The organism is Spirosoma profusum (assembly GCF_014699005.1).
Classification (GTDB): Bacteria; Bacteroidota; Bacteroidia; order Cytophagales; family Spirosomataceae; genus Spirosoma; species Spirosoma profusum.
This window is the reverse complement of the sequence record NZ_JACWZY010000023.1, coordinates 80,002-95,605: the sequence shown is the minus strand read 5'-3', so window position 1 is coordinate 95,605 and position 15,604 is coordinate 80,002. Positions and strand designations below refer to the sequence as shown.

Below are 15,604 nucleotides of genomic sequence, written 5' to 3'. Positions count from 1 at the left end.
AGGGTTAATACAAGTTAAAACCTGAACAGGCCAGACTGCGGGCTGTTCCAGTTTCACAAAATTAACGGAAATTATTGGACAAGTCGTGGGCAGGCTTTAGTTTGCCGAAGCTGCCATAGGTTTAAAAATTTGAATACCAGCGTTATTTCTGGCTACCATAATCAACAGACCCTGGCTGGTTATAATAGGACGAATATCACGAATTTCCCCATTCAACAGGAAGCCACTGTCAATCGGTGACAGAGCCGTGAAATTTTCTTTGCCGTCGTTACGTAGCACCAGGCCATAACTAGCGTCGTAGCGGCCCTGATACGTACTGACACCGTAGAAGTTGCCTCCGCCTACTACGTCCAGATCGCCATCTTGGTCGATGTCGATGGCCTGCAAGGCAAACAGTTTCGACACCTGCGCCATCATGGGTAGTTCGTGTAATACAAACTTACCCCCCTGATTTTCCAGATAGATTGATGCAAACTGGTTAACGCTACGTTCTTCAGCCTCTTTTAGTTCATCGTCTTTTAGCACATCGTCCAGTGTTTTTCCAGCAAATGATACGTAGTCGGTGAAGCGTTTGTTGATGATGCCGGGCAATTGTTTTCCCAGCTCGTCTTTAAACGCCAGCGGATACCAGTTTTTTCCCCGATTGTAGGCAATAATTTGCTCGATACTCTGGTTGTTATCGACATCCTTCACCCACATACGTAGCTGTGAATCAGGTGTTTTCCGGAATTTGGTATTGGTGCCCAAATTCCCAGCCATCAGGTCAATATCACCATCTTTATCAAAATCAGCCGCGATGATACGTTGGTAGAAGCCATTCAACGGCGTTTCATCGGTAGTGATTGAGCGGATTTCTTCAAAAGCCCCTTTGTTATTCGCGAAAATACGGATGGGCATCCAATCGCCTGCCAGAACCAAATCGGTGTCTTTATCTCCGTCGTAGTCAGCCCAGACGGCATCCGTTATCATGCCCGCTTTCCGTAAATCCTTGGCCAATTTATCAGTCTGGTCGGTAAATTTCCCTTTACCGTCGTTGATCAGCAGGTACGAATTGGGTAATTTTCCATAGCCAAAACCGACAACGCGACCACCTATAAACAAATCCAGATCACCATCTTGATCGATATCAAAGGGACGTACGCAACTTTTGTTGTCATACATGGGTGGCAGCGCGTTGGTTTCTCGACTGAAATTTCCTTTTCCGTCATTCAGGTACAATCGATCAAATTGTTCAGGCATTTGGCCGTAAAACTCATTGCCGCCCGACACTACGTATAAATCCAGATCCTTATCGCCGTCAGCGTCGAAAAAAGCGGCATCGACATCTTCATAAGTTGAATCACGAACAAAGGCTGGCTGAGAACTAGGCGCGAACGTACCGTTACGTTGCTGAAGCAATAAACTACCCGGAACCCATTTGGCGCCACCCGCATACATATCGGCCAATCCATCGCCGTTGACGTCACCAACGGCCAGATGCGGGCCTTCGGTCGATACCTGAAAAGGCATAAGTGGTTCCCGCACATAATCGAAATAATTCAGGTTTTCCCGATGACGATACGGAATCGAATCCGTAGTCGTCAAATCAGCAAAGAGAGGCTTAGCTTTTGGTGCTGTAAATTGATACGTAGTGGCGTCTCGGTGGGCATCGGTTTGTTTCAAAACCAGCGTTTGATTTGTCGTAACGTTCGTCCGTATTTCCATCCGCTGATTGGGCCAAATCACAATTAACGTATCAACAGTTGCCCGTTTCCCGACGCCAAAAAGTAATTCCGGAGCTACAGACGACTCAAACCCCCGTGTAGGAATGAGTTGCTGCACTTGAATCGTATCGGCATACTTCAGAATAACTTTAGCCCCGACACCGAATGCGTTTGGTGAATCGCCTTTTAGTCTGAAAGTCAGGTGCTTGTTGTCGGGGAAAATTTCGTTGGCATCGTTCCGGTAAATGCTTGCCGGATCGTCGATGTTGTTGGTAACCAGGTCCAGATCGCCGTCGTTGTCGAGGTCGGCATACGTAGCGCCGTTGGCATAGTTGGGCGTCTCGAACCCCCAGGCCTTCGACTTATCATCGAACCGCAACGGCGTAGTACCCCGAAATAAATAGTTGTGCGCTTTTCCATCGGGCATGAGTTTAACGGCCCGCACATCGAGCGACTTTGACGTTTCCATCGCATAACGTAGCGAATCATCGGCCGCAAATTTTACATAATCGAGGTTGTTGGGCCGGTGAACGATACCGTTGGAAATGAACAGGTCTTTTATACCATCGTTATCATAATCCGCCAGTAATGGCGACCAGCTCCAGTCGGTTGCAGCTATACCCGCCATTGCGCCAATTTCCGCGAATTTCTTTCCCGACATGTTGAGTTGAAGGCAGTTGCGGCTGTACTGATTCATGTAGCCGTACGACATCTTGTAGAGATAAATATCGAGCGGGTCTTCGCCCAGCGAGGATTTTTCTACGGTTTCATCTTCGGGATACATATCGAGCGTCACTACGTCGGCAAAACCATCGTTATTGACGTCTGCTACGTCGTTTCCCATCGAAAAACGGCTCACGTGCTGAAACGCTTTTTTTACGCTTTCAGTGAACGTACCGTTTCGGTTATTGATGTAATAGTAATCGTCTTCGTGGAAATCGTTGGAAATGTACAGGTCTTCCCAACCGTCGTTGTTCATATCGGCCACCGAAATGCCTAGCCCGTAGCCCATCGCGGCACCAAAAATCCCGGCCTCCTCGCTCACGTTTACGAAACGGGTAACTTTTTCAGCGGGTGCTTTACCGGCTTTCGTGATGAGTTGATTTTCGTACAGATAATCGCCGGATTCGTTGTGGCGAAAATTACGGGCACTTACGCGGTCGTAACTACGCGACGTATGTACGGCATGGTTGAGCAGATAGCAGTCTAAATCGCCATCATGATCGTAATCAAAGAATGCAGCCTGCGTCGAAAAACCAGTGAAATCCAGCCCGTAATCGGCGGCTTTCTCGGTGAACGTACCATCACCGTTATTAATGTACAATTCATTGGAACCTTCCAGCCCCCGAAAATTCCCGACAGCACACACGTAAATATCCAGAAAACCATCGCCGTTAATATCGACCATAGTGGAACCCGTTTGCCAGTCTGAAAAGCCTTCCACGCCCGCCTTCGCTGTTAAGTCCTCGAACTTGAGATTGCCTTTATTCAGGTATAATTTGTTTTTGCCCTGATTAGAAACGAAATACAAGTCGATTAAGCCGTCATTATTGATGTCTCCCGACGAAACCCCGGCGCCATTGTAGAAATACAGGTAATCGAGAATATTAATTTTGTCGTTCGGAACCAGCTTATTGACAAAGCCAATTCCTGTTTGCGTCGAATCGAGCGTTTGAAAAAGCTGTTTTTCAGAATTGAACGAACCACACCCCGACAGGGTGAGCCCGACAACTGCCAGAAAGAAACCAATACGTATCATAGGTAAAAAAAAGCGCAGGCAGTGCTACGTAGCGAGATTGGTTCGTCTGCCACTTCTCACTACGTAACACTACTTCATTAAAAAAATTTGTGCACGGTCGTTGTTTTTAGCGAGAATAAGCTGGCCCTGCGCCAACCGCGCCATCCGGCGAACCTGCCCACGAACGAAAAAGCCCGACTGAGCCGGATTAATGGACGCATACGTAACGGTGCCGTTAGCCGCCTTCCCCATGTTACGTAGCACAACGCCGTAACTGGCATCGTAACGACCAATTTCGGGTAATACGTCCAGAAAATTCCCCGTCAGAATGAGGTCAGTACGTCCGTCGTGATCATAATCCGAGAAAACAGCTCCACAAACGGGTGAGTATTGAGCTTCGGCGGGTAGCACCTGTGCGGTCATTTTGCCTTTTCCGTCGTTAAGCAAAAGCCAGGTTTCAGCAGTATAAGCCTGACGAACGACAGCTTGTTTTAGCTGCGTTTCGTCCAGTATGTCGGTCATCTTTTTACCGGCGTAATCACTGAATTTCACGTACTTCTTTTTGATGCTGGGCATTTCTTTCTGCAAATCGTTTTTCAGCACCATTGGGTATAATTCACCCGTTTCATCGGCGCAGTTGATAATTTGCTCGATAGTACCGCTCTGGTCAAAATCGCCAATGTAGAGTTCCGCAGGTTTTGTCTGCGTAGCGCGAATCCGTGAATTAAGCCCCAGATTGCCTACTACTAAATCCAGATCACCGTCGCCATCGGCATCACCTGCTTTGATGCAGTTCCACCAGCCGTTTGTTTTTAAAACCTCGCCCGTTGGCGACGTAATAGTCATCGCTGGATTCTGAGCCAGACGGCCGCGTTTATTCTCGAAAACGGTTATCGGCATCCAGTCACCCGCCACAATCAGTTCGGGATATTGGTCGCCGTTGAGATCGGCCCACGTAGCGCTCGTGACCATACCTAACTGGTCGGCTTCGGGGAGAAAGCGTTTGGTGTAATTCTTGAAATTCCCGGTGCCGTCGTTGCTGAGCAGAAAACTTGGCGGACTGTAGCCGTACTGACTCGGAATCAGCCGCGAACCCACAAATAAATCGATGTCGCCGTCGCGGTCAAAATCGGCAGCTGCCACACAGGAACCACTGGCTTTCAGGGCAGGCAAACCACTTCCCGAGCGTGAAAAATTACCTTTCCCATCGTTTATGTAAAATCGGTCGAGCAATTCGTCAGCTTCTGCTGTGAACTCATTACTCCCTGACACTACGTATAAATCGAGATCTTTATCATTGTCAGCGTCGAACAGAACCGCATCGACGGCTTCATACGTAGTGTCCTGACGCATAGCAGCGGGCGTTCGGTCGATGAATTTTCCGTTTGTCTGCTGCACAAATAAGCGATGCGGCTGCCCGCTCGCTCCCCCTAAAAATACGTCCTCCAGACCGTCACCGTTGACGTCGCCTGTAGCTAAAGCTGGTCCCTGCGTAGAAAGCTGTTGTTTCAGCAGTGCATCGCGGTTGTAATCCACAAAATTGCTTTCTGTGTGAACGTAGTTTAAGCTCGAATTGGACGTATTATCCACGAAAAGCGGTTTGGCCTGATTTGCTGACGGTTTCCACGTCTGATTAGCATCCTGCCAACGTAGCGTCAGGAGTTGGTTGGCCTTCGGCTGACGTAGCGTCTGCATGCGGTCGTCGGGCCAGACAACCACTACGGAGTCAATTGCCGGTTTATCACCTAACCCGAAAAGTAAATTCAGGTCTACGGATGACTCGAAGCCTCGATTTGGCATTTGCTCCAAAACCTGCGTTTGAGTCGGTTGGTGGAGGAAAACACGAGCACCGATGGCGTTTCGATTGAGGTTTTTTCCTTCCAGTTTTATTTTAAAATAATTGGTTTTGTCTTTATTAACAGACTGATTCTGGTAGACAGCTACCGGAGCATTCATGTTATTTATCACCAAATCTAAATCGCCGTCGTTGTCGAGGTCGCCATAAGCGGCCCCGTTCGAAAAATCGGGTTCAGATAAGCCCCATTCAACGGCTTTATTAGAAAACTGAAGGTTGCCATCGTTGTGAAAAGCGTAGTTTGGAATTGCTTCGGAAGGGGCCTTATCCAGAAACTCCTTAAAGTTGAATTTCCGCTGACGGGCAATTTGTGCCATATTTTCGCGGTCGGCCAGAAAATTCACAAAATCCTGATCCGTTACGTCCTTAGCGATACCATTCGCCACGAAGATGTCTTTGCGGCCATCGTTATCCATATCGAAAATCAACGCGCCCCAACTCCAATCCGTAGCCTGAACACCTGCAAAACGGGCAATTTCGCTGAAAACGGGTAGGCCGCCATTGCCCGACTGACTTCCCTGATTCAGGTGCAGCATATTCTGCATATGCTGATAATGAAAATCGCGATCATGCTTGATCACTTCGAGGTCGTGCCCTTCATACGTAGAGTTTTTTTTCAGCCGTACGTCATTGCCGGGCAGCATATCCGTAATGAAAATATCCAGTCGACCGTCGTTGTTGACATCGGCAATATCGGCCCCCATCGATGAAAGGCTGGTGTGGGGCATGGCTTCTTTTATCGACTCTCTAAACGTGCCATCGTGGTTGTTGATGTATAAATAATCGCGTTCATAGAAGTCGTTGGAGATGTAGATATCGGGCCAGTTATCGTCGTTAACATCACCAATGGTAATGCCCAGACCAAAGCCAATCAGACTGCCGTAAATCCCCGCCTTTTCTGATACGTCGACAAATTGGGTCGAAGGTTTCTCCTTAGGTGCCCCCATCTTACTAAGTTCGACGGCCATATTCTGAAACAACTTATGGCCACCCAGCGAATCCCGTTGCGCACGAAGATTCGCATACGCCAACCGACCTACCGGCAGGAAGCTATTATTCAGCAGATACATATCGAGGTCGCCGTCGCGGTCGTAATCGAAAAAAGCTGCGTGGGTTGAGAAGCCACGATCATTCAGGCCATATTCAGCCGCTCGTTCGGTAAACGTAGGGACTCCGTTGGCGTCGTTTCCGTTATTGATAAACAGTTCGTTAGCCCGGTCGTCGCCATCGCGAATGCCCGCGTTGCAGATGTAGATATCCAGTCGGCCATCACCATCGACGTCGGCGAACGTAGCACCAGTACTCCAGGCTCGTTTACCGCCCACCCCGGCTTTGGTCGTTACGTCCTCAAACTGCATGGGAGCACTCCCTTTTTTGCCTTTGTTGAGGTAAAGTTTGTTATCGCCCATGTTGGCAATGAGCAATACGTCCGAAAAACCATCGTTGTTGATGTCGCCAATGGCTACGCCACCGCCGTTGTAGAAATTGCGATAATTGAAAATGTTAAAGTCTTTATCGTCAGTTACTACGTTGGCGAAATTAATATTTGTTACGTCGGCTGGTAGTTTCTGAAAGAGTGGGTCAGTCGGCGTCTGTTGACCCGAACGGCAACCAACTAACAAGCCAATTACCAGAATAAACAAACTAATGCGCATTAGCACAGATTAAGAATAAATCGAATGTCAGAAGAGCGTTGAGGTAAAGAGTATAACTAGTTTAAGAAAAAGGATTGTAAAAATAATAAATGACGTGGAGTATTCCCCCTTTTTACCGGGAGAGTCTAAGTAAGAATGCCCATATAAATGGTAATTTAATGAGTTTACATTGCCCGTCTTAAAGAGAAAAGGGATACCCGCATAACAGGTATCCCTTTTTGTATTTATAAACCGATTTAGTTGTTACTACTTGGTTCCTTTTTCTTTTGCTACTACGTCATCAGCGATGCTCTGTGGCACAACCTCGTAGTGCGAGAACGTCAGGTTAGCCGTTGCACGACCGGAAGACATCGTCCGAAGGTCCGTTACGTAACCGAACAGTTCCGATAGTGGTACGTCAGCTTTGATAACCTGCGAACCAGCTTTCGAGTCCATCCCTTTCATCACACCCCGACGACGGTTCAGGTCACCTGTGATCGGACCGGTGTATTCTTCGGGTGTCAGTACTTCAACCGCCATGATTGGTTCGAGCAGTTTTGGGCCTGCCTGACGGGCAGCCTCACGGAAGCCCAGACGAGCTGCCATCTCAAACGATAGCGAATCGGAGTCAACGTCGTGATATGAACCGTGGAACAGCCGAACTTTCATACTTTCCAGCGGGAAGCCTGCCAATGGACCATTCTTCAGCGATTCATCAAAACCCTTCTGAACAGGCTGGATAAATTCTTTTGGAATAACCCCACCAACGATACCGTTCACAAACTGTAAGCCAGCCGGCGTAACACCGTTTTCGTCGGCGTCACGTGGTCCGAGTTCGAACACGATGTCAGCAAACTTACCACGACCACCCGTTTGTTTTTTGTATACTTCACGGTGTTCAACGTTTTTGGTAAGCTTCTCTTTGTAAGCAACCTGCGGAGCACCCTGATTCACTTCTACTTTGAACTCCCGACGCATCCGGTCGATGATGATTTCAAGGTGAAGCTCACCCATACCACGGATAATGGTCTGGCCAGTCTCATCATTCGACTCAACTTTCAGCGTTGGATCTTCTTCGATCAGCTTACCAATCGCTTTCGAGAAATTGTCCTGATCGGCGGTTTTCTTCGGTTCGATAGCGTAACCAATAACCGGGTCGGGGAATACCATCGACTCCAGAACGATTGGGTGTTTCTCGTCTGACAACGTATCGCCGGTTTTGATATCTTTAAAACCTACTACGGCACCGATGTCACCCGCTTCCAGACGCTCGATCTGGTTCTGCTTGTTGGCGTGCATCTGGAAAATCCGCGAAATCCGCTCTTTGTTGCCCGACCGGTTGTTCAGAATGTATGAACCCGACTCAAGTACACCCGAATACGAACGTACGAAACACAGACGACCAACGTAAGGGTCAGTAGCAATCTTAAACGCCAGCGCCGAGAAAGGCTCGCTTACCGATGGCTTCCGCGCAATTTCTTCGCCCGTGTCAGGGTTCGTTCCTTTAATGCTTTCCTTGTCCATCGGCGATGGCAACAGGGCCATTACGTAGTCGAGCATGGTTTGCACGCCTTTGTTTTTGAACGACGAGCCGCAAAGCATAGGCACAATCTTCATGGCAATCGTTGCCTTGCGAAGAGCGGACAGCATTTCGTCTTCCGTAATCGACTCAGGATCTTCGAAATACTTCTCCATGAGATGATCGTCGAATTCGGCTACGGCTTCGAGCAATTTCTCGCGCCATTCAGTAGCTTCTTCGAGCATATCGTCAGGGATGGGAACCACCTCGAACGTCATGCCTTTATCGGTTTCATTCCAGACGATACCCCGGAAGTTAACCAGATCAACCACGCCTTTGAAGTTATCTTCTTCGCCAATCGGCAACTGAAGAGGCACGGCGTAGCTACCCAGCATTTCTTTTACCTGTTTGCACACATTCAGGAAGTCAGCTCCCGAACGGTCCATTTTGTTCACGAAGCCCAGACGTGCTACGTTGTAGTTATTCGCCAAACGCCAGTTGGTTTCTGACTGAGGCTCAACGCCATCAACGGCGCTGAACAGGAACACCAGCCCGTCGAGTACACGTAGCGAACGGTTAACTTCAACCGTAAAGTCAACGTGGCCAGGGGTATCGATGATGTTGATGTGGTATTTTTTGTCGCGGTAGGTCCAGTCAACAGTGGTAGCGGCCGAAGTAATCGTAATACCGCGCTCCTGTTCCTGCTCCATCCAGTCCATGGTGGCAGCACCGTCGTGCACTTCACCAATTTTGTGACTTACCCCGGCGTAATAGAGAATCCGCTCGGTGGTGGTCGTCTTACCCGCATCGATGTGGGCAGCGATACCGATGTTTCTCGTAAATGCTAAATCGCGAGCCATTAGCTTGTTATACTGATAGTTATGTTTTTCTAAATTGAATAAGAAGAGGGTTGCTGTTTGTAACAGAGGCTTTTCTTCAAAATTAGGTCGCAAAATTACTGAAATTCAATCAGAAAAGCAACTGATACGTAAAGAATATAAGGGAAACTATTCTTCTTTTTTGTCCATTTAAAGAGTGATTAGGTCTCAAAAAATGGGACTATCCTTAGAATCATGCAAAATCCGTACATTGCCTTACTTCGCACGGCCTGGACATATGCCCGCCACGAAAAACGGAAATATGTGCTGGTTTACGTGCTGTTTATTCTGGCCAACGTAGTAGCGGCACTACGGCCGTTACTCTTTGGTTGGTTTGTGGGACAATTCCAGCAACCCAATGTAGAGATCCTGCGATTGGCATGGCTTTACGCTGGCGGTTATTTGGGACTGGAAATGCTTGAATGGGTATTTCACGGACCAGCCCGGATTATGGAACGGCGACTGGCATTTAACCTGAGCCGCAATTTTCTGGACGAATTATTTCACCAGACGCTGCATCTGCCCGTTGGCTGGCACAAAAACCATCACAGTGGCGTAACTATTAACCGTATCCGAAAAGCTTACGACGCGCTGAAATCCTTTTTTCAGGATGGCTTCATCTATCTTCAGGCACTGGCGAAGTTCGTCTTTTCGTTCGGGGCCATGCTGTATTTTTCACCCCTGTTCGGACTGATTGGCGTAGCGCTAGGTGTAGTGACCATCTGGGTAATACTACGTTTCGACCGACCGTTCATAAAGGCCCTTGACGAAACCAACGAGCGGGAACACATAGTTTCTGCTACGTTGTTCGATAGTTTGTCTAATATCATTACGGTCATTACGCTACGTCTGGAAGCACGCATTCAGGCAAGTTTGGGATTGAAAATCGTAGATGTTTTTCCACCGTTTATGCGGCAGGTAAAGATAAACGAGTGGAAATGGTTTGCCGCCAGTCTGCTCGTCGGCCTAATCTACGTAGTAATGGCTGCAGGTTATGTGTATCAGAACTACACGCCGGGGCAGGTGTTTCTGGTGGGCGGGCTCGTTACGTTGCTAGGCTACGTGAACCAGTTTACCAGCGTGTTTCATGACGTAGCCTGGCAGTACACGGAAATCGTGAAATACAACACCGATGTGCAGACGGCACGTAGCATCAGCGAAGCTTACGCAAGTTATGAACATCCTGAGTCAGAGCAGTTACCTGATAATTGGCGCACGATTGACATTGCACAACTCAACTTCTCGCACGGACGTAACGTAACAGGTGAATCACGCAAAATCGCGAATTTGAGTAATGTGCGATTAAGCATCAGCCGAGGGAAACGTGTAGCATTTATTGGCGAAAGTGGCTCTGGGAAAAGTACGTTACTGACATTGCTACGTGGTTTATACCAGCCTGAATCGGGTGTATCAGTTTCGGTAAGTGGCAAACTATTTTCTGACCTGAACGCTGTGGCCAATACCGTTACGTTGTTTCCGCAGGAACCCGAAATTTTTGAGAACACAATTGCTTACAACATTACGTTAGGGTTGCCTTTCGGCGAGGATGAGATACGTGAAGTATGCCGGATAGCGCGTTTCGAGGACGTAGTGAAGCAACTACCAAACGGCCTCGAAACGAACATTCAGGAAAAAGGTGTGAATCTGTCGGGTGGACAACGGCAACGACTGGCATTGGCCCGTGGCGTATTAGCAGCCCGCACCAGCGACATCGTTTTACTGGATGAGCCCACGAGCAGCGTCGACCCAAAAACCGAGCTGGAAATTTACCGGGCACTACTACGTGAATTTGCAGATAAAGCCGTCGCTTCTACGCTCCACCGGCTTCATCTACTGCCTCTGTTCGACTACATTTATATTATGCAGGATGGACGTATCGTAGATGAAGGCACTTTCTCGACCCTTCGCCAACGTAGCGCCATTTTTCAGGATATGTGGGCGCACCAGAAAGACGTACTGGAGCAGGCGGAATTGGTCAGGTAGTCAGTAGTCGATAGTTTAATAATTCCTGACAACTATCGACTATTGACTGACGACTTTTGACTTAAAGTCTCTATTCTACCGGCGCTTCTACGATGGAGACGATTTTCCAGATGCCGCGAATGTCCTTGAGAGAAACCGTTACGTTGCCGCCGTTTGGATTGTCGGAGTGAAGCGTGAGGTATTTGCGGGTTAAAAGCTCGTTGTCAATGATACGTTTCACGACAAAATAATCGCGATACATCACCGCATACACGCCACCTGACTGATATTCCCAGTTAGTTTCGCTAACGGGTACGGCCAGCACTTTGGCACCGTGGGCCAGTTGTGGGCTCATGCTATTCCCCGAAATCTCCAGCACAACCGCCTGTTTATGCCCTTTCATAACCGCCTTACGTACCCGGAACATCTCGGTATCAGCGCCATAAGACCCATCAGCATAGCTCTCTACGAAACTGGCGTAGAACTTAACCGGAACAAAGGGAACTTCCAGGGAATCTTCGTCAGCAGAAACCATGCGGGCGTTTGCTTCCGGCGAGTTTAAGATCGGTAGTTTACCCCGAATCAGATAATCGGAACTGATTTGCGGATAGCAGGCCAGCAAACTCATGATGGTGTCATACGATGGTTTTGCCCGACCGTTCAAAATATTGTAGAATTTTGAAGGGTTCTCGCCTAACTCCTTCGCAATCTGATAGATAGTTATGCCTAGAGCGTCAAAGACGTGCTTTAATCGGTCCTGGATAGTCACAGCACTAGTGGTTTTTGGGAAACTTTACGGGTACTCCTGCCTGAGAAGTTGGCAACTTCAAGAATAATAAAGTGTACTACACTTGTATTACAGCAAATATACTGCAAATATAAATATGTGGCCTTCGTAGATGGGTCTTTCTTACATAAACGTTGAATAAATTTACCTATAGGTAGAATTATGTGCCTATCAATGTCAAATTGCTGGGCAGATAACTAAAAAGCGACCAATCAGCGCAGAGGCCAATTGGTCGCTTTTATAATTGATTTAAAAACTACAGGCTCTGTGTCTTATTGCCTGGGCCATACAGCTTTTTACGAATCTCTTCAGCTTTTGCATCCAGAGCCGGGTTTGCCGTGTATTTGTATCGCGACTGTACGGCTACGGAATCTTTTCCGAGACCATACACTTCTGGATCGCCAGCCCGATACGTCGGACTGAAATCCCGTGCCCGGTAATCATTTTGACGTATTGAATTGTATTTCTGGTAGTCGCAGGAAGCTAATGACAATACTACTGCTGCCAGCAAACTTATATGGAATACGCGCTTCATAGCTCTTTGGTTACGAATTGATTCGGCAAAAATAAGAAAGAGTCGTTAGTCGACAGTCGTTCGTCAATAGTTTTTTTCGCTACGTCGGTTTTGTCATGCTTCCGCTCAGGCGGCCCGGCTGCGTCAGCATGACAAAAATCGCTGGCAAAATTCTACCGACTCAGCTTCTGAATTTCTTCCCACACAAACTGCATCAGTTCCTGAATATGGTCGCGGGAAAAATCGAACGGTACGTTGGCGGCTGCGTAAATTTCACGTATCGGCGCTTTGTAGCCCAGACGTAGTGCGTTTTTGTAGCCCTCCAATCCGGCTTTCGGATCTTTCCGATAATTACGCCAGACACCAATGGCACCCAATTGCGCAATGCCGTATTCGATGTAATAAAATGGCACCTCATACAGGTGTAACTGCCGCTGCCAGATGTATTCTTTGTAATACGCAAACCCGTCCCAGTTAGTCACTGAATCCGTAAACTGTTCATAGATTCTCAGCCAATTCTCCCGTCGCTCTACGTCGGTATGGGTTGGGTTTTCGTAAATCCAGTGCTGAAACTTGTCGATGGTAGCCACCCAGGGCAAGGTTTCGATGATGGATTCCAGATGCTGAAGTTTCGCCCGGCGCAGTTCTTCCGGATTATCGAAAAACACATCCCAGTGATCCATCGAGAGCAGTTCCATACTCATCGAAGCCAGTTCGGCGACTTCCATCGGCGGATTTCGGAACGCTTTTAAGGGTAAATCGCGGGTTAGGAACGAGTGAACGGCGTGACCACCTTCGTGTACCATCGTCACCAGATCGCGCAGACTCGACGTAGCATTCATAAAAATAAACGGTACGCCGATTTCTTCCAGCGGGTAATTGTAGCCGCCGGGAGCTTTGCCTTTCCGCGATTCCAGGTCGAGGTGGCCCATTGCCCGCATGATACGCAGGTCGTCGCCTAGCTCTTTGTCCAGCCGGTCGAAACACGTAATGGCTTTTTCGAGCAATTCGTTTCCGGTGGCAAACGGTTTCAACGGGGCCCGTCCTTCCACATCGACTTTGGCATCCCACGGACGTAGCGTATTTACCGCCAGCTTGTTCTTACGTTCCTGGGCCAGTTCGTTCAATAAAGGCACTACGGCTTCAGCTACCGATTCATGGAAATTGAAGCAATCCTGCGAGGTGTAATCAAACCGGCCCAGTGCGGCAAACATGTAATCGCGGAAGTTTTCGAAACCGGCGTTCACGGCAATCTGGTGACGTAGCGTGCGCAACCGGTCGAACAACTGGTCGAGGGTTTCGTGGTCGGCGTAGCGACGCTCCCAGATTTTGCGCCATGCTTCTTCACGTACCGCCCGGTCAGTCGACTGAAGTAGGTCGCTGGCTGCGGGCAGGGTTATTTCGCGCCCATCAATCGTAACCGTCATGGATCCAACAATGGCCCCGTATTTACGTTCTTCGGTCTGAAGCTCAGTCTGGAGCGGAATGTTTTCGTCCCGGAAAATTTCAATGGCCTTCTTCATGCTACGTACCATGATGTCGTAGCCTTCGTCGGTCAACTGACTCAGGTAGGGGCTATCAAGGGCTTTCAGGTCGAGGTCGTTACCGAAAGCGGTCATCGGCGGCTGAATTTCTGAGATGAAAAAATTCAATTGATTCACCAGGTCTTCATTGGCCGTATCGCATGTCATTTTGATGTAACGCCAGGCGAAATCTTCGGAAAGATAAGACTCCAGTTCACTCCGATCAACCAGCCATTGGCGCAGGTCGTCAGCGGTTTGAATGGTACGTTGGCGGAGGTTTTCGTATAAAGGCTTTACGTCGTCCCAGCTTTTCAAGGCTAAATCTTCGCCAATAAACGGGCGTTTCGGACGGGTTGGAATACGTAGCGATTCGTTTGCGGTCATTAGTAACTGAGTTGAAAATCGTTGGGCTGCAAAAATAATATAATCGTCTAACTAGGCTTGGTTGTGCTGTCTGGAATATATGGGCCTCCTGTTTCTCCCCAACCCCATTTCGGCATTGGCTCAGTTTCAGCGATTGGTAGCTCAGGCAACTGCGAATTAATAACAGCTAATCGTGTTCCCCATTCAATATAGCCGACAAAAGCAGACCGAAATTCTGGATCACTTTTCAGTCCAACTTCATCGGCGGTCTGTAACAAAAGCTGTACCCAGCGCTGCCGTTTTTCTTCGGTCAACATCTTGCCGATATGCTTTCCGATCATTTGCGCATGGCTGCCATTATCCTGAGTTGTATATAACTTTTCTCCACCAAAAACTTCGGCCACAAAATGAGCTACGTGGGCTCTATGGTCGGGAGACATATTTTTGAATACATCGACTAGCAATTCGTCCTTCAGGACTTTGTCGTAAAACCTATCAAACAACGTTTCAAAGGTTTTCATGTCACCAGCCCATTCGTATAGCGTTGGTATTGGATTCGTCATTTTGATAGCATTTAGAACTTGATATGAAGCCATTTTAACAGAATATACGGCTAGTACGTTCGCTAGGTTATGTATTCCTATCTGGCTAAATAAAGGATTTTAACAATTTTTTTGTTTAGAAATTTGCATCTACGAAATTGTTCGTATATGTTTGGTACGAAATTATTCGTAGCTAAATAATGAAACCAACCGACAGCGAACTGGAAATCCTGCACGTGCTCTGGGCGAATGGCCCCAGCACCGTACGACAGGTACACGAAACGTTGAGTCAAAGCCGCGATATTGGCTATACAACCGCGCTGAAACTCATGCAGATCATGTATGAAAAAGGCTTGCTGACCCGCGAAGAAGATGCTCGTTCGCATACCTACACAGCGGCTGTGAGCGAGGAAGATACACAACGAAATCTGGTCGACCGATTTGTAGAAACGGCGTTTCGTGGATCGGCGTCCAAGCTAGTGATGCAGGTGCTGGGTCAGCATAAAGCATCGCGCGAGGAGCTGGATGAGATTAAGAAGTTACTGAATAATCTGAACCAGGACGCCGGCCGCCGGGATTGAGCTGA

At 48.2% G+C, this 15,604-nt stretch carries 9 protein-coding genes; 2 read left to right on the top strand and 7 right to left on the bottom strand.

Annotated features, from left to right (window positions below):
- Positions 1-96: 96 nt before the first annotated feature.
- The 3 genes from IC229_RS23550 to fusA form a co-directional block, all read right to left on the bottom strand.
- Positions 97-3,462, bottom strand: a complete 3,366-nt coding sequence (locus IC229_RS23550; protein WP_190889483.1) for a VCBS repeat-containing protein — start codon at positions 3,460-3,462, stop codon at positions 97-99.
- A gap of 69 nt (positions 3,463-3,531) precedes the next feature.
- Complete coding sequence (locus IC229_RS23545; protein ID WP_190889482.1) at positions 3,532-6,951, bottom strand: VCBS repeat-containing protein; 3,420 nt, start codon at positions 6,949-6,951, stop codon at positions 3,532-3,534.
- 246 nt (positions 6,952-7,197) lie between these two features.
- Positions 7,198-9,309 carry an elongation factor G gene (gene fusA / locus IC229_RS23540; protein ID WP_190889481.1) on the bottom strand — a complete coding sequence of 704 codons (2,112 nt, stop codon included), beginning with the start codon at positions 9,307-9,309 and terminating at the stop codon, positions 7,198-7,200.
- A gap of 213 nt (positions 9,310-9,522) precedes the next feature.
- Here fusA and IC229_RS23535 point away from each other — a divergent pair, with 213 nt between their 5' ends.
- On the top strand, positions 9,523-11,310 hold the full coding sequence (locus IC229_RS23535; RefSeq protein ID WP_190889480.1) for an ABC transporter ATP-binding protein: 1,788 nt from the start codon (positions 9,523-9,525) through the stop codon (positions 11,308-11,310).
- 70 nt (positions 11,311-11,380) lie between these two features.
- Here the strand turns inward: IC229_RS23535 and IC229_RS23530 are convergent, their stop codons facing one another.
- The 4 genes from IC229_RS23530 to IC229_RS23515 all read right to left on the bottom strand — a co-directional run bounded on the left by IC229_RS23530 (position 11,381) and on the right by IC229_RS23515 (position 15,072).
- On the bottom strand, positions 11,381-12,058 hold the full coding sequence (locus IC229_RS23530; RefSeq protein WP_190889479.1) for a LexA family transcriptional regulator: 678 nt from the start codon (positions 12,056-12,058) through the stop codon (positions 11,381-11,383).
- A 274-nt stretch (positions 12,059-12,332) separates the two neighbouring features.
- Positions 12,333-12,611, bottom strand: coding sequence for a hypothetical protein (locus tag IC229_RS23525; protein ID WP_190889478.1), 279 nt, complete (start codon positions 12,609-12,611; stop codon positions 12,333-12,335).
- Positions 12,612-12,763: 152 nt separating this feature from the next.
- Entirely contained in the window at positions 12,764-14,497 is a 1,734-nt protein-coding gene (locus tag IC229_RS23520; protein ID WP_190889477.1) for a M3 family oligoendopeptidase, read from the bottom strand.
- Between the two features lie 47 nt (positions 14,498-14,544).
- Positions 14,545-15,072 carry a group II truncated hemoglobin gene (locus IC229_RS23515; RefSeq protein WP_223834161.1) on the bottom strand — a complete coding sequence of 176 codons (528 nt, stop codon included), beginning with the start codon at positions 15,070-15,072 and terminating at the stop codon, positions 14,545-14,547.
- 146 nt (positions 15,073-15,218) lie between these two features.
- Here IC229_RS23515 and IC229_RS23510 point away from each other — a divergent pair, with 146 nt between their 5' ends.
- A complete protein-coding gene (locus IC229_RS23510) occupies positions 15,219-15,599 on the top strand; it encodes a BlaI/MecI/CopY family transcriptional regulator (protein ID WP_190889476.1) in 381 nt (126 codons plus the stop codon).
- Positions 15,600-15,604 lie beyond the last annotated feature (5 nt).

What these genes read in the sequence shown, in the direction of transcription:
- IC229_RS23535 (WP_190889480.1), top strand. Translation starts at nt 9,523, where the DNA reads ATGCAAAATCCGTACATTGCCTTACTTCGCACGGCCTGGACATATGCC.
- IC229_RS23545 (WP_190889482.1), bottom strand. Translation starts at nt 6,951, where the DNA reads ATGCGCATTAGTTTGTTTATTCTGGTAATTGGCTTGTTAGTTGGTTGC.
- IC229_RS23515 (WP_223834161.1), bottom strand. Translation starts at nt 15,072, where the DNA reads ATGGCTTCATATCAAGTTCTAAATGCTATCAAAATGACGAATCCAATA.
- IC229_RS23525 (WP_190889478.1), bottom strand. Translation starts at nt 12,611, where the DNA reads ATGAAGCGCGTATTCCATATAAGTTTGCTGGCAGCAGTAGTATTGTCA.
- IC229_RS23520 (WP_190889477.1), bottom strand. Translation starts at nt 14,497, where the DNA reads ATGACCGCAAACGAATCGCTACGTATTCCAACCCGTCCGAAACGCCCG.
- IC229_RS23550 (WP_190889483.1), bottom strand. Translation starts at nt 3,462, where the DNA reads ATGATACGTATTGGTTTCTTTCTGGCAGTTGTCGGGCTCACCCTGTCG.
- IC229_RS23510 (WP_190889476.1), top strand. Translation starts at nt 15,219, where the DNA reads ATGAAACCAACCGACAGCGAACTGGAAATCCTGCACGTGCTCTGGGCG.
- fusA (WP_190889481.1), bottom strand. Translation starts at nt 9,309, where the DNA reads ATGGCTCGCGATTTAGCATTTACGAGAAACATCGGTATCGCTGCCCAC.